15 protein-coding genes are annotated in these 14,697 nt (G+C 39.1%); 3 read left to right on the top strand and 12 right to left on the bottom strand.

Going from position 1 to position 14,697, the window contains the following annotated elements; translation table 11 throughout:
* Positions 1–5 precede the first annotated feature (5 nt).
* From SFB89_RS01200 to pyrC, 3 genes are read right to left on the bottom strand one after another with little or no spacing between them, the layout of a single operon-like run.
* Complete coding sequence (locus SFB89_RS01200) at positions 6–908, bottom strand: sensor histidine kinase (protein ID WP_331775129.1); 903 nt, start codon at positions 906–908, stop codon at positions 6–8.
* Positions 862–1,521, bottom strand: a complete 660-nt coding sequence (locus SFB89_RS01195; RefSeq protein WP_331775128.1) for a response regulator transcription factor — start codon at positions 1,519–1,521, stop codon at positions 862–864. The genes SFB89_RS01200 and SFB89_RS01195 overlap by 47 nt, the downstream gene beginning before the upstream one ends.
* The gene (gene pyrC, locus SFB89_RS01190; RefSeq protein ID WP_331775127.1) at positions 1,511–2,518 is read right to left on the bottom strand and encodes a dihydroorotase; all 1,008 of its coding nucleotides are present in this window, start codon (positions 2,516–2,518) and stop codon (positions 1,511–1,513) included. Before pyrC ends, SFB89_RS01195 begins: the two co-directional genes overlap by 11 nt.
* 192 nt (positions 2,519–2,710) lie before the next feature.
* Here pyrC and SFB89_RS01185 point away from each other — a divergent pair, with 192 nt between their 5' ends.
* Positions 2,711–4,192 carry a SulP family inorganic anion transporter gene (locus SFB89_RS01185; RefSeq protein ID WP_331775126.1) on the top strand — a complete coding sequence of 494 codons (1,482 nt, stop codon included), beginning with the start codon at positions 2,711–2,713 and terminating at the stop codon, positions 4,190–4,192.
* Here the strand turns inward: SFB89_RS01185 and SFB89_RS01180 are convergent.
* From SFB89_RS01180 to SFB89_RS01140, 9 genes are all read right to left on the bottom strand, one after another.
* Positions 4,179–5,036, bottom strand: a complete 858-nt coding sequence (locus SFB89_RS01180; protein WP_331775125.1) for a radical SAM/SPASM domain-containing protein — start codon at positions 5,034–5,036, stop codon at positions 4,179–4,181. The two genes, SFB89_RS01185 and SFB89_RS01180, sit on opposite strands and share 14 nt — an antisense overlap.
* Positions 5,033–5,398 carry a rhodanese-like domain-containing protein gene (locus tag SFB89_RS01175; protein ID WP_331775124.1) on the bottom strand — a complete coding sequence of 122 codons (366 nt, stop codon included), beginning with the start codon at positions 5,396–5,398 and terminating at the stop codon, positions 5,033–5,035. Before SFB89_RS01175 ends, SFB89_RS01180 begins: the two co-directional genes overlap by 4 nt.
* Before the next feature lie 69 nt (positions 5,399–5,467).
* Positions 5,468–6,211 (bottom strand): sulfite exporter TauE/SafE family protein, encoded by a 744-nt coding sequence (locus SFB89_RS01170; protein ID WP_331775123.1) that lies wholly within the window; start codon positions 6,209–6,211, stop codon positions 5,468–5,470.
* On the bottom strand, positions 6,212–6,577 hold the full coding sequence (locus SFB89_RS01165; protein ID WP_331775122.1) for a rhodanese-like domain-containing protein: 366 nt from the start codon (positions 6,575–6,577) through the stop codon (positions 6,212–6,214). It lies immediately after the preceding gene.
* A gap of 14 nt (positions 6,578–6,591) precedes the next feature.
* Positions 6,592–6,780, bottom strand: coding sequence for a hypothetical protein (locus SFB89_RS01160; protein WP_331775121.1), 189 nt, complete (start codon positions 6,778–6,780; stop codon positions 6,592–6,594).
* Between the two features lie 3 nt (positions 6,781–6,783).
* The gene (locus SFB89_RS01155; protein ID WP_331775120.1) at positions 6,784–9,861 is read right to left on the bottom strand and encodes an efflux RND transporter permease subunit; all 3,078 of its coding nucleotides are present in this window, start codon (positions 9,859–9,861) and stop codon (positions 6,784–6,786) included.
* A gap of 10 nt (positions 9,862–9,871) precedes the next feature.
* Positions 9,872–10,957, bottom strand: coding sequence for an efflux RND transporter periplasmic adaptor subunit (locus SFB89_RS01150; protein WP_331775119.1), 1,086 nt, complete (start codon positions 10,955–10,957; stop codon positions 9,872–9,874).
* Positions 10,954–12,234, bottom strand: a complete 1,281-nt coding sequence (locus SFB89_RS01145; protein WP_331775118.1) for a TolC family protein — start codon at positions 12,232–12,234, stop codon at positions 10,954–10,956. Before SFB89_RS01145 ends, SFB89_RS01150 begins: the two co-directional genes overlap by 4 nt.
* 2 nt (positions 12,235–12,236) lie before the next feature.
* Complete coding sequence (locus SFB89_RS01140; protein ID WP_331775117.1) at positions 12,237–12,860, bottom strand: TetR/AcrR family transcriptional regulator; 624 nt, start codon at positions 12,858–12,860, stop codon at positions 12,237–12,239.
* A 130-nt stretch (positions 12,861–12,990) separates the two neighbouring features.
* Between SFB89_RS01140 and SFB89_RS01135 the strand changes: the two genes are divergently transcribed.
* Positions 12,991–13,644, top strand: a complete 654-nt coding sequence (locus tag SFB89_RS01135) for a response regulator transcription factor (protein ID WP_331775116.1) — start codon at positions 12,991–12,993, stop codon at positions 13,642–13,644.
* Positions 13,631–14,692: a sensor histidine kinase gene (locus SFB89_RS01130; RefSeq protein ID WP_331775115.1), complete on the top strand. Its 1,062-nt coding sequence runs from the start codon at positions 13,631–13,633 to the stop codon at positions 14,690–14,692. Before SFB89_RS01135 ends, SFB89_RS01130 begins: the two co-directional genes overlap by 14 nt.
* The last annotated feature ends 5 nt before the right edge of the window (positions 14,693–14,697 follow it).

The raw sequence follows: 14,697 nt of genomic DNA, 5'->3' as shown, positions 1-14,697 counted from the left end.
CTTCCCTATCTCTCATTTTTAATTTGTGATAGTATTCTATCTAAATCTAGGTAAATTTTTGTTCCTTTGCCAAGTTGCGATTCTATCTTGATTTGTATTTTATATTCATCACAGAACGCTTTGACAATGCTCAAACCGATTCCAAAGCCATCTTTTTTACTGTTCCCTTGATAATATCTGTCAAATATCACAAAAAGTTCAGACTCACTCATCCCCACACCATGGTCTTCTATGATGAGATTATTTCCTCTGGTGTAGATGAAGACATCATGATCGTCTTGATTGTACTTCAGCGCATTAGCAATCAAGTTGTTAATAACCTTGACAAAACCTCTTCGATCGGTATATATTTGAAGCTTTTCAACCTCTTGGCGTAGAGCAACATGAGGATAGAGCACTTTGAATTTTTCACTTTCATCATGAATTAAATCATCCAAAAAAAATGCCTCTCTAATTTCATATTTTGTCTCTTTTTTTATATAATAATCCACATCTTGATACAATCCATACAGCTCATCACACGCAAGATTTATTCTTTCAAGTTTTTTTAAGGTTTTATCCTTATCTGTCTGGCTTTTCAGCATTTGAGTATTGGCTTTGATGACAGAAAGAGGGATATTTAACTCATGTAAGGTATCTTTAAGTAATAGTTTCAAAAGATTATTGGTCTTAAAAAATCTAGACAATAAAAATGCTGATAAATAGTAGCTCGATATCATCACAACAATACAGTAAATGACAATAATCGTATAACGATGAGTCGCAAAAACATCAAAATCCACAAAGGAACAAAAACATAAAGCAAACACCATCGTCAGAAAAAATACAAAAAAAGTATTTAACAGCAAAAGCTTTTGATCGCTATTTTTCAAATCGGTAACCAATGCCTCTAATATTTGATATCGCATCTTTTCCAAATATTTTTTTCAAATTTGTCACATACACTCGAATCGATCCGATATTTGCCTCATCATGCTTCCAAAGTGTATCTACAATCATATCCGTCGTCACAACTTTTCCGCGATCTTCGACCAGTAAGCATAATAATTGAAAATCTTTGAGATTGAGATTTAATTCTTTACCATTTTTGATAAGACGCTTGCGATCTAAATCAATGGTAAAATTCTCATCAATTTTCACTTGCTTGTTTTTATGACACATACGCTCCATAATCGCGCGAACACGCAACAAAAGTTCATCCAAATCAAAAGGCTTCTTGATATAATCATCGCCACCTAAATTAAACCCTTTGGTTAAACTCTCTTTATCGGTCAATGAAGTCAAAAAAATCGCAGGAGTATTATTGCCAGCATCACGCAGGCTTTTTAAAAATTCAAACCCACTCATATCGGGCACCTTTACATCAAGTAAAAACAGATCAAAACTCTCTGCAAAAGAGGCATTCAGCGCATCGACTCCCCGATCTACTGCTTTGACGATGTAACCATGATCACTCAAAAACTCTTCGAGCGTTTCAAGCAACAGTTTATTATCTTCTAATACTAAAATTTTACACGACACTGTGAATACTCCATGAAATGTTACGCCCTGCCATCATTGGCACCACCCCATCATAAGAAGCAGGCACCAAAAAAGGGCTTTTTTCTAAAATCACCTTCTTTTCCAAAGGCCTATAATGATAAATCCTTTTCGCATTATCACTCACAAAAGCTTGCAAATGTTCCAATTGATTGTGTTGTTCAAAAATCTCTGCTAAGACTTGCAACGCAATGGGTGCGGTAAAGACTCCCGCAGCGCAACCACAACACTCTTTTTTGCTAATGGGATGCGGCGCTGAATCACTGCCAAACATCACTTTTGGGTGGGCCCGTAATGCAACATCTAAAAGTGCCTCGCGGTCTTCGGGTCTTTTTGCAATTGGTTTACAAAAAAGATGCGGTTGCAACATACCACCAGCAACATCATCGAGTGTGATTAACAGATGGTGCAAGGTGATCGTCGCATAAAGATTCTCATACCGATCCAGCAAGGCCACGCTCTCTTTTGTCGTGATATGCTCCATAATGATTTTCAACTTGGGAAAATTTTGGGCAAAATTCTCATATACAAGGCCAAATTCTCGCTCACGATCCATCACAAAACCATCACTCTCTCCATGCACCAAAAGAGGAATATCGAGCGCAATCATCGCCTCAAATGTTTCCCTAAGCGCTTCTATATCCATATTACTCACTCCACCTTGTGAATTGGTCGTGATACCTGAGGGGTAGAGTTTGAGTCCATGGATATAAGGTTTGGCTTCACTTAAAAATTTAAAATCGTAGCTATCTTTAAAAAAGAGCGTCATCAACGGCTCAAAATCGTGTGCACCCATCGCCTCTATGATGCGCTTTTTATACGCAACCAAGGCACTGATGGTTGTGATAGGAGGAACAAGATTGGGCATGATAATCCCTCCGGCAAATGAAGTGGCACTCAAAGGTGCGACGACTTTTAGCATCGCTTCATCTCTAAGATGAAGATGCATATCAAGTGGCGAGTGAAGCGTTAGTGTCATGATGGTATTCCTTAAAATGATTGTATATTATACCAAATCATCAAAGTAATATGAAAAATTAAGCTTTATTTAGTAAAAATTAATCCAAACTTCGTTAGAATTCGCGGCATTTTTAAATGACTCTTAAAGCGAACTTCAAGCATTCGATTCATATTTATAACAAAATTCATTACAAAAAGTAGGAACCCATTGATGTTTACACTCAAAAATTATGACGTATCTAATACCAAAAATGACCTGCTTTCAGGCTCCGTTGTTGCTGTCGCACTCATACCTGAGGCTATTGCCTTTTCGTTAGTAGCAAATTTTAGTCCACTTGTGGGACTTTATACCGCTTTTATCCTAGGACTTATCACCGCACTCATCGGCGGGAAACCGGGTATGATTAGTGGTGCAACAGGTTCTATGGTCGTCGTCCTTGCTTCCTTGGCCCAAAGTCATGGCTTACAGTATGTCTTATGGGCGACCATATTAACCGGACTGATTCAGATGACAATCGGGTTGGCGAGATTGGGAAAATTAATCCGTTTTGTACCACAACCTGCAATATTTGGTTTTGTCAATGGACTGGCCGTGGTCATTGCGATGAGTCAATTTCGATTTTTCAAAGAAGCACATGAGAGTATGTACCTTTTAGTCCTCACCACGATGCTGATTATGTATTTTTTACCCAAATACACCAAAGCCATCCCAGGCGGTTTGGTCGCCATCGTGATTTTAACCTTAGTCGTCTATTTTTCAGGGATTGAGACAAAAACTGTAGCCGATTTGGGTAATATTAGTGGTGGGTTGCCAAAATTTGCGCTCCCTAATGCCCCTCTTAACCTTGATACTTTGATAACGATTTTGCCCTATTCGGTGATCTTGGCTTTGGTTGGATTAATCGAATCCCTGCTTACCCTCTCCGTACTTGATGAGATGAGTGAAAAGCGAGGAAGTGGTAACAAAGAGTGCGTCGCACAAGGAATTGGCAATGCCACCTGTGGTCTCTTTGGCGGGATGGCAGGATGTGCGATGATTGGGCAATCGATTATCAACTTCACCTCAGGCGGTCTCACAAGACTCTCCAGTGCCACCGCGGCGATTTTGCTCATCACCTTTGTCGTACAACTCTCATCTATCATCGGAACCATTCCTATCGCCGTACTTGTGGGGATTATGTTTATGGTTTCCATCGAGACTTTCGAGTGGGCGAGTGTCGCACGACTTCAGAAAATGCACAAAGCCGATGCCTTTATTCTCATCACTGTGACGATTATTACTATCTTTTTTGATCTTGCAATCGCCGTACTCTCAGGTGTCGTCATCTCAGCACTTGTCTTTGCTTATCAACAAGCCAAACTCACCAAACGTACACGAATAGAAGCAGATGGCACCAAAGTGTATGAATTAAACGGTCCCCTCTTTTTTGGTTCCGCCACGCAATTTAGCAATGATATCTTTGATGCCAAACAAGATCCACAAAATGTCGTTATTGACTTTACCAATACCCGCGTGATGGATTCAAGCGGCGTGGAAGCGATTGATAAGGTCACGAAAAAATACACGGAACTTGGCAAAAGCCTCAAACTCCGCCACCTCAGTGATGACTGCATCGAAGCCTTGCAAAATGCGGGTCGATTTTGCACTCATGAGGTAGATAATCCGACGTATAAAGTAGCTAGGGATTATTAAATCGGGCTTTAAATGAGCATTTTTGACACAGCGATTCGACGGCTTTGTGATTGGCAAATCCTTCGATAATCGCTTGTGCTCTTGGAGCATTGAGTATGGTTTTTAATCTATCATGATGCAAATTTCCCAAATGAATCACCCCCTCACCATCTAAACAACAAGGCACCACTGTACCATCTGCTAAAATCGCAAGTTGCGCACTCAGACCGTGACAAAATCCATCGCCATAATGAGGATTATTCAGACTTGGCCATTCAAAGTAATGATCAAAATGTACCAAAATCTTCTTGGCTAAACGCAGTGTTTTGGGAGGATTTTGCATAATATTATCATCTATTTTAACATGAAAATACTCAGACAAAAGAGAGAGTACCCTCTTGTTATAGGCATCTTCACTGTTTAATTTATCCAAATTCCACAATCTCAGATTGATAAAAACTTCCTCATCAACACGCGATTGGCATACCCTTAGCACCTCAGCCATATACTCCTCAAAAGTACAGCGCATGGTATTTTTATTGTAACTATTGAGTGAGATATTGATTTGTCGGATGCTTGGATGACACAAATCTTTGTGATTTTTGAGAAATAAGCCACTGGTTGTAATCATCACTTTAATCCCCAAACTTTGAGCGATATCAAGATAATCATTGAGATTTGAAAGCGCCAAGGGGTCACCAAAGACATGCAAGGCTACCTCTTTAGTATAGGGGCGCACCTCGCGGAGTACTTGGGTGAAAAAATCCAAATCCATGGTACACGTAGGTTTTGTTTTAGTAGGGCAAAAAGTACATTGAAGTCCACAAATATTGGTAATTTCAATATAGGCTCTATGAAAGCTCATGATAGAATCAAATCGTTGCTTAATCCCCCTTTGAGGCGATCCATCAAGGCCATCAATCCAGGATAAAGATAGCGTACTTTAAAACCTTTGGATGCCAGATAAAATCGTGCCATATTAGAGCGGTCGGTATAAGGACAAACGATAATCAACTCTTTGTCTCTTGGCAATGTATCTAAATGGTCAGGAAGCTCGTGTGCAGGGATTTTAAGCCCAAAGTTCATCTGCCAGATTGCTGTCTCTTTGGGAATTCTAATATCAATAACTTCAATCTTTTTTTCATTAAAAAGTGTGATAAACTCCTCCACATCAATACGAATTTTTGCCATATTTTTTGGCATCACTTCACGTATTACTTGGTCCATCGCGTTACTCCTATTTTGTAATTTTCAAAAATTTGGCATATTATAGCGATTTTTAGAACCAGATGGGCATCATGATGTCACTAATTTTAAAATCATTTTGGTCGCAATCAAATAAAGTACCAATCCGATTAACTTTTTGATTTGAGATTGTGAAAGTTTGAAATGCATAATTTTTTCACCCAAATAGCCTCCTATTAATGCAGCCACCGTCACATCGGCTAGGAGAATCCAATCCATCTTGACAAATTGCAAATAGGTCACAAAAGCACCAAAAGAAGAAAAGGGAATGATAAAGCTCACCCCATAGGCTGCTTTTTTCGCATCAAAACCAAGCAGTATCAAAAGGGACATCAACAAGGCACCACCACCAACCCCTAACATCCCAGAAATCGTACCAACAACGGCACCAAGAAGGTATAAAATCCAACGTTTGGTATATTGTGCTTTGGCCTCTTTTTTATAAAAGAGCATCAACGTCGCACTCACTAATAAAAAAACTATCAGCATCCACATCAAAATCTTATGATCAACATATTGAGAAAAATAGGCGCCAATAGGGGTAAAAATCAAAATAGAGAGTACCAACGGCAGTACAAATTTAAAATCTAATACCCCGCGATAGAAATTCATCACGCTCGCACTCAGTGTTGAGGAGGTATTGACAAAAAGGGCCAAAGCTCGGGAGAGTTCAAAACTCTGCCCCAGCATTGGAAATACGGACACTAACGCCACAGCACTACCCACTCCACCCATAGCAAAAAAGGTGGAGAAAAAAAGTGTCACACCAAAATATAATAGATATTCATACATCATTTAATGCACAGCTATATCTTTAGCCTTGCCGCCTTTTAATCGGCTCATTAATCCTAGCAATCCTTCTGTCAAATAACGCACTTTGAAACCTTTGGAAGCCAGATAAAATCGTGCCATATTGGAGCGGTCATTATGTGGACATGCGACGACAAGCTCTTTGTCTTTGGGTAATTCATCCAATCGATTGGGGAGCTCATGTGCTGGGATTTTTAAGCCAAAATTTACTTGCCATACTTGAGTTTCTGTCTCCATTCTGATATCAATGAGTTCTGCTTTTTGTTCATTGTATAAAGTGATAAATTCCTCAACATCCACCCGAATATCTTTCATATTTTTGGGGGTTACTTCTTTTATTATATCATCCACGGTATTGTTTCCTTTTATTGATTTTCTTCTTTTAATTCATCCAATGCTTCTTGCATCACTGCTAAAATTCTCTCTTTGGCCTTCGCCGCATCCATCTCCGGCACACTCCAACCTTCAAAGGTCATATTTAACTTATAAATGCCTCGGATTTCCGCTCGAATCTCATCTTTCAATGCGGCGACTCCTTTTTCTGTTTCATTCATCTCTTACTCCTTTTTTGATTTTTTATTATCAAATATATAAGCATATATTGGTACATAAATCAGTGTCAACAATGTCCCAATCAAAAGTCCTCCAATCGCTACATCTGCTAGAGGACTCAACCGCTCTAAGCCTACTGCTTGCTCTAACGCAATCGGAATCATCCCCGCAATCGTACCAAAAGCAGTCATCATAACCGGACGAAATCGCACAGTAACACTATCAATCGCACTTTGAAAAGGACTCTCTCCCTTGGCTTTATTGGCTTGATAAAAGTCGATGAGCAAGACCGCATTTTTGATGATAATCCCAAAAAGCAGTAAGATTCCCAGCAAACTTGGCATACAACTTGGCTTATCAAATAGCAGCATTCCCCATGAAGCACCTATCAAAGAGAGGGGCAATACGAGTATCATGATTAAAGCCATACGAATCGATCGATAAATCGCTATCAAACTAATAATCAACAACACGACACCCAAACCGATGGCTTTAAACATACGATTAAAACTATCATTAATCGTGGCAATGGTTCCCGTTTGTGTCAGAGTGAAGGCATCAGATTTGACACTTTTTAGTGCGGTGACAGTATCATCGGTGAGATGTGTCACCGGTCTTTTAGCGCGGTATCCATTGACATCAAGAGCGTATTGCATCTTATCGCGCTCAATCTTTGCATAGGTCAAACTTTTTTTAATCGTCGCTATTTGAGAAAGCGGAATATTGCCAAATTTTGTTGTAATCGGCAATAATTTTAATGTCTCAAGATTTTTGGTAAAGCGATCTTTGAGATAGAGTCTCACAAACTGCGTATTCATCGATTCTAAGTTGGCATCAAATGAGACGATTTCGCCTTTGATTGGAATTTGCATGGCAACATTTAACGGCGTAATACCATAGCGCAAGGCTTTGTTGCGATTCACATCAATGATGTATTCGGTAAAATCTTTACCCCAACTTGTCGACACTGAGGTCAATCCTCGAACCTGTTTGAGGGCCCCCGCTACTTTTTTAGAATACGGCGCCATACCATCGAGTGTTGGAGCTGTGATTCTTGTATCCACGGTTGCTTTGATGCTTGAGAGTGGTGTCGCACCAAAATCAAACACATCATTTCTCTTGATTCCTGGGATTAATGAGAGTTGTTTTCTCACACTGTTTTCAAGATCCCACAGTGTCTTTTTACGATCAAAGCGGTTGATGGCATTGATGGTGATGGTCGCCTCAGTTGGAAGATTCCCACTTCCTAAGCTCAACACACCCGGTTCTGTCCCAAAAGCGATGGAACTGCGAATATTCCAGGGTTGTTTATTGAGCCATTTGAGAAAAGGAGTGAGCTTGCTTTCAGCATCATCGACGGTGCTATTAGCACTAAAGGTGATTTGAGCTTTTAAGATACCCGTATCCATCGGAGGCATCGCATCTTTCCCGATTGTTGGCATAATATTTTTCATACTAAAGACTAAAAACATCACCACACCCATCGTCAAAATCACACGCCGTGCGATTTTCCAACCATTGTTTGAGAATTTTATAATGCCTTCATAGGGCTTGACCAACTTTCCAACACTGTGTTGATAAAACCACTCAAATGCATTCTCAATTTTTGTCTTTTTGGTGCCATTTTTGTACAGCCACGCCGATAATAGCGGGATAAAAGTGATGGATAAAAAGTAGCTGATAATCAAGGCGATGATTAAGGTCTCAATCAAAGGTTTAAATATCTTTTGAGGATATCCCCCTACAAACATCAAAGGAAACATAATCGCCACCGTAGCAAAGGTTCCTGCAAAGACGGGGCTTAAAACCTCTTTGGTTCCATGTTTGATGGCCTCTTGCAGGTTTTCCTTCCCCTCAACCAAATGCCGCTCGATATTTTCTAACACTACCACCGCATCATCGGTGAGCATCCCTAGGGCTAAAATAATCGCAGTATAAATCACGATATTTAACTCTCCTCCCATCAACCAAATAACAGCAATGGTGGAGAAAAATACCATCGGAATCGAAAGACCCGCTGCAATGATAGCTCTAAAATTACCCAAAAATAGCATAATCACAAGCAAAGTATAAATCACTGCATCTTTGAGGGCATCGAGCATATTGCTATTGGCTTGTTCAATCAAATCTCTTTGGGTATCACTGATTTCAAAGTTAATATTAGGATATTTGACTTCAAGTTTAGCCATCTGTGCCCGTGCGGCTTTGCTCACATCAAGCACACTACCACCGGGTGCTCTTTGAATCGCCAGTGCGATTGCTTGCTTACCATTTCCGATATAACCGCTGGTTCGTTTTTGATGTCCCCATTTGACCGTCGCAATATCTTTTAATCTCACATTAGGTTTAATGAGAAGATTTTCTAAATTTAAAACATTATCTTTTTCACCATAAATGGTCACCGTATAAAAACTATCATTGCCTTTGATAAAACCTACGGGGATATCTTTGTTTTGTGCGGCGATTACTTTCGCAATAGTCGCAAAATCAACGCCATATTTTTTAGCTTTAAAAGGGTCGATTTCCACATTAATAGCACTCTCATATCCACCAAACACCTCAACATTACCAATTTTTTCGTTGCTTAAAAGACGTGGTTTTATAAAACTATCGGCAATCTTTCTAATTTCACCCAGTGTGATGGATTTATTTTTGGGACTCAGCGCAATCACATCGACAGGAAGCGTAAAATCTCCTGCTTCATAAATGGCAGGATTTAAACCCGATGGAATTTTAGCTTTGGCGATATTGAGGGCATTGGCTACTTCAACGGCGGCATTATTGAGACTCTTTTTGTATCCAAATTCCACACTCACAACAGACATATTCGCCACATTGACACTGCTCACATCACTCACTTCACCTAAGCGCGAGAGTTCCTCTTCGATAGGTTTTGAAACCGTACTTGCCACTACTTTTGCTGTCGCACCGGGTACTTTGGTGATGACAACAATCTTGGCAGGATTGGCATCAGGGAAGAGATTTTTTGGCAAAGTGGCCAGCCCTACGATACCCATAATAAAAAAACCAAAAATGATGCTATAAAGCAGATACGGTCTTTTATAAAAATATTCAAATATCATCATAAATCCTTTATTTTTCTGCTCGTGCGTTCACACCGCCTAAAAGCTTCAGCAAGATATCTTGTTTGGCTACGATAATTTTCTCATCATGATGTACTCCATCGACGATGACACCCTGTTCACCATTGGCTAAAATCATGACGTTTTTGGCGATGGCTTTGTGATTTTTTAATACTAAAACCGCACTGTGACCGTTGCGATTTAAAATCGCATCATGAGGCAGTAGTATGCCTTTATCATGAAAGATAACCACATCGATATTCACACTTTGATTACTCACAACATGCGCATCAATATTGGCCAAATACTCTAATAGTCCATTGTCCGTCGTGTTTAATGCACTAAGCGGATAACTCTTTTTATTGTAAATAATCGCCTTTGGCTTAATATCACTGGGTAAACGCACCAACAGATAACTACTAGATTTCGCACTGATACTAATCAACGGTTTTCCCATAAATGCCACATCACCGATGTTGGCTAACTTGGTCACGATACCATCAATGGGCGATTTTATCGTCGCATAAGAGAGCATGTTATCGATTGATGCCCGACTAGATTGTAACTCTTGAATTTTAAATTTGAGAGCATCAAGTGCAGATTTTGTTGCCACAATATTGCTCACTTCTTTGTCAAAAGCCTCTTTTGATGCCCCTTTAACGGCTAAAAGTTTTTGAGTTCTTTGGTGTGACTCTTCAAGATTTTTTAATGCTACTTTTTTTGCGTGGTATTGAGATTTCAAGGTGTCAATATTTAAATTAATACTTTTGCGCTGGGTCTTTAACTCTTGATCGTCGATTTTCAGGATGGTATCACCTTTTTTGACAATGCTGCCGCTTTTGACGATTGATTGAATCCGACCGCTGATGCGAGAACTAATCTTGACATCATCATTGCTTTTTGTCAAGGCTAAATACGGCAAACTCAAAGTGACCTCTTTGGGCGTGGGAGAAATTGTTTTGATTAGCATATCATAATTCACAGCAAGGGGCAACTTGGCCTCATCCGCTCGTTTTGCCTTAATCACACGCATGCCAAGCACTACAATGATGGCAATCACCACCAATATGATTCCATATCTTAATAACTTTTTCATCTGACTATTCCTTTTAAATCATTTCCATAAAGCACTGCAAGTTTTGCTCTGCTTTGCCACTCTTGAGAAATCGTTTCAAAATAACTCGCTTTCGCACTCAGTAGTTTGTCCTCATAATTGAGATAATCTTCTTCAATCATCCGTCCCTCTTGGTAGGCTACTTTGGCATACTGCAATAGGGCTTTGCGTTTTTGGATATTGAGACGATTGAGCTTTTGGGAGCGTTTGAGTAATACCAAATTGTTTTCTAACTCTTTTGCTTCAATCTGCAACGCATTTTTAGTTTTAGCTAATTGCATCTTCTCTTTTAAAATAGCAACCTGCTTCATCTCCACAGCAACATCTCCGTTTTTATTGTACAGTGGCAATGAAACTCCCAATTCGTAATATCCATAGCCAGTATGCACGCTATCGTTTTTGAAAACATCATGAGGCGCATAATTTTCACTCCACAAACCGCTTAGGGTGACCTTTGGATAGTAACGTTTTGCTTGGGCTGCTTTTAAATCACTTTGCGATGCATGAATGGCTTCTTGCAAAGGTTTGAGCGCATAGAGTTCATGCTTTTGTACCGTTGCAATCGATTCCATCGGTACGGCATCTTTGAGTGTTATCCCGGTGAGATTTTCGATACTTCCTCGGATTTGTAAACTTTTGATGGCGACATTATTAAGAGCAATATCAAGTTGATTGAGTTTTTCATCAAGCTTATCGAGGGCAATCGCAGGCGTTCGTCCGGAATTGACAGAAACTTCAAGCGTCTTTTTGGTGCTCATTAACGATCGCTTAGTCGCCTCTAGAGCTTGTGTGAGATTTTGTAAATATTGTAAATTGGCATTGGCCCCTAAGACTAACGCTTCATTTTGATAAAAATTTAGTTTTTTTCTTAATTTGGCACTTTTTAACAGATAGGCTGCTTTGTGGCTTAAATCACTCAACTCTTTGACAAAAAGTGGCACACTGAGATGCACTCCAAATTTTTGGATGGTTTTAGCAAAGGGAATCGATTTATTGTCACCCATCAATTTTGCGGCATTGAGAGGATCGAGCGGTTTCATATTCGTGGGCGAATTGTAGTGTGTGTACGCTGCAAATCCATTCACGACTGGAAAATAGTTGGCACGCACCTGATCTTTGCCTATTTGAGCCATTTTGGTGCGAATACTATCGAGTTGGCTGGAGGGTTGTTGCTTGATAGCATGAAACAAATCCGACATGGTCACAGCTTGCAAATCTATCACTGCCACGACAAAAAGCAGGAGAAAGAATCTCTTCATGGCTACTCCTTTAACATTTTTTTTATTTTTTTTACTAAATACTCAGACATATCATTAATATCGCATTGGGCACAGGTATCAATGCCTTCGATTTCCTGTGCTTTTATTCTCAGCGGTTTGGTCGTGATGATGAGATTAATCGTCCCAAGAACCATAAAATACAACACCATAGGGATGGCATCTTTAAATATCCCTTCTTCTTCTCCCCGCCTCAAAATATCACTAAAATGCACAAATAATTTTCTCATTTTAAAAAATAGTTTTTCTGAAATCGCCGCACCACTAGCACTCAACTCTCTAAGCAATAGTGCCGGTAAATAGGGATGCACACAGGCAAAAGAGGCGTACGTTTTGATAAAATACTCAAGCTCAGCCATAGGGTCTTGCACTTTTTCTTCATCATGATGTACGGTTTGGTAGATTTCATCGATTACCATCTCAATGACCGCATCATACAACCCTTGTTTGTTCTTAAAATAGTAAAAAATCATCGCTTTGTTTAAGCCGCACATGGTGGCTAATTCTTCCATTGAACTTGACCCATAGCCTTTAGTAGAGAAAAGTTTTATGGCATTTTCCAAAATAAGCTTCTTAGAAACCGTCGTATTCCTTGTTTTTTTTGCCATCTGAAACGCTCCTTATTAACTAACCAGTTGGTTAATTATAATCCAAACAAACTTAAGCCACTATAAATAAATTTATCACGTTTTAATTTTTATTAACGATACGTTAACGTAGTTTTTACTATACTCACTTATGTCAAAAATATTATTATTAGAAGATGATGATGTCTTATCCGAAACCTTAATAGAACTCTTAGAGAGTGAAAATTTTGAAGTCGTTCATGTCAATGATGGAGAAAAAGCGCTTGATGCCACATTTGTTAAGCACTTTGATTTATTATTACTCGATGTCAATGTTCCCTTTCTCAATGGCTTTGAACTTCTGAGTGAACTACGACACAGTGGGGATATGACGCCTGCTATCTTTATCACCGCTCTGAGCGATGTCGCATCGTTGTCGCAAGGTTTTGATGTCGGAGCGGATGATTATATCAAAAAGCCCTTTGATTTCAATGAGCTGTTAATCCGCATCAAAGCACTAATCAAAAAACGCTATCATACCTATGCCAATGAAATCAAAATCGACCGTTTTCGTTTTGTCATCGAAAAGGATGAACTCTACAAAGATGCCGATTTTATCCCTTTGCCCCCTTATGAGTTACATATCACACGATTATTGTTTCAAAATCTCAATAAAACCCTCCTAAAAGAATACTTACTAGAAGCACTGAGCAGCGGCAAAGAGATGAGCGAAGGAGCCCTTCGGGTGCATATCAATAAACTGCGCAATATTGGATTACCCATTACCACCATCAAAGGGATAGGATATCGTCTTGGCACATCATGAAAAAAGTGCATTTTTAAAATTTTTTCTCATCTACTTTCTTAGTGTCGCTATTTTAATCTTGATGGCAGGGTCTTTTTACTTTATTGAGATGAAAAATCAATTTTTAAAAGCAGAAGAGTTTTCTATCATCGATTATGCGCGACATATCAAAATCATGGACAATTCGGATTCCTTTGACCATACCTTTCATCATACGTATGTCGATAAAAAAGGGGAATATATCGATATTCGAAATTTTACGATAACCCAAAATGCATTTATCAAATATGTGCCGATGGACCAATATGGAAATTATCTGAAAATCACCAAAACAAAAGCGCACTTTCTGAGTCATCTAAAGGAGTTAAAAGTAGAGATTATCACTATTCAAATCATCTTATTGTTACTGTTTGCCTTGCTTAGTTTTCGCTTGGCCAAAAATGCGCTCAAACCACTTGAAAAAAGTATCACGACCCTTGATAAATTTGCAAAAGATTTGATTCATGATCTCAACACACCGGTCACTTCTATAAAACTCAATATGAAATTACTTGAAAAACAGCTCGATGCAAAAGAGAATAAAGCAATACAACGATTAAATAAAAGTGTTCAAACGATTTCAGAATTACATGAAAATTTGACGATTCTTCTCGAAGAAGAGACCTTTCAGATGCAAAAAACCAATCTCTTTCCTATTGTGCAAGAGATTGTACAAATCCAAGAACCGCTCTACCCACACTTGAATTTTAAGATTGAATTTTCTTCTTTTGAGGCCAAAGTCAATCCCAAAGCTATGAAACAAATCTTGCAAAACATTATCGCCAATGCGTGTAAATATAATAAAAAGCACGGATATATCAAAATCTATGTTAGCCATAATGCGCTGTATATCCAAGATGGAGGTAGTGGCATCAAAGAACCAGAAAAAATCTTCGACCGCTCCTATAGTGGTAAGCAAAGTAGTGGGATTGGGTTGGATATTGTCAAACGACTCGCTTATGCGATGAAGATACAAATCCAAGTGCAATCCAATCATGAAGGGAGTATTTTTATCTTAACGATGCGCTAACAATA

Origin of the sequence: Sulfurospirillum sp. 1612, from assembly GCF_036556685.1 — a bacterium.
Lineage (GTDB): Bacteria > Campylobacterota > Campylobacteria > Campylobacterales > Sulfurospirillaceae > JAADIZ01.
Note: the sequence above shows the minus strand (reverse complement) of the source record. Positions and strands in the feature narration are given on the sequence as shown.